This is a genomic window from Mariniradius sediminis (genome assembly GCF_021491425.1).
Taxonomy (GTDB): domain Bacteria; phylum Bacteroidota; class Bacteroidia; order Cytophagales; family Cyclobacteriaceae; genus Mariniradius; species Mariniradius saccharolyticus.
This window is the reverse complement of sequence record NZ_JAKEVZ010000085.1, coordinates 1-284: the sequence shown is the minus strand read 5'-3', so window position 1 is coordinate 284 and position 284 is coordinate 1. Positions and strand designations below refer to the sequence as shown.

At 40.8% G+C, this 284-nt stretch carries 1 protein-coding gene; it reads right to left on the bottom strand.

The features are described 5' to 3' along the window. Nucleotides 1–57 precede the first annotated feature (57 nt). The coding region (locus tag L0U89_RS20375) for a hypothetical protein (RefSeq protein ID WP_234863203.1) at nucleotides 58–284 on the bottom strand (227 nt) is incomplete at its 5' end.

Here is a 284-nt window from a genome sequence, read left to right as displayed (position 1 = left end):
ATAAGGCATGTAAAAAGATAATTTAAAAAATTCGGAGCAAATATAATAGTCTAATGCTTACAACCTTGAATAAACGAGGTAGAGACGCATTTTTTGTGTGGGATGCGAACCACCCCCAATTACCGTCCTGCCGGAACCTAACCTGTTACTGATCGTAATCGGAATCTGATTGGAGCCAATGGAAGTCACCACAGGCCGTGTTGTAAAAGGCGCATACAACCGAAGGGCAAACGATTTTTCTTTCCTTGTTACAATTCCCTGAATATAAGAGGTGAGATCGAATT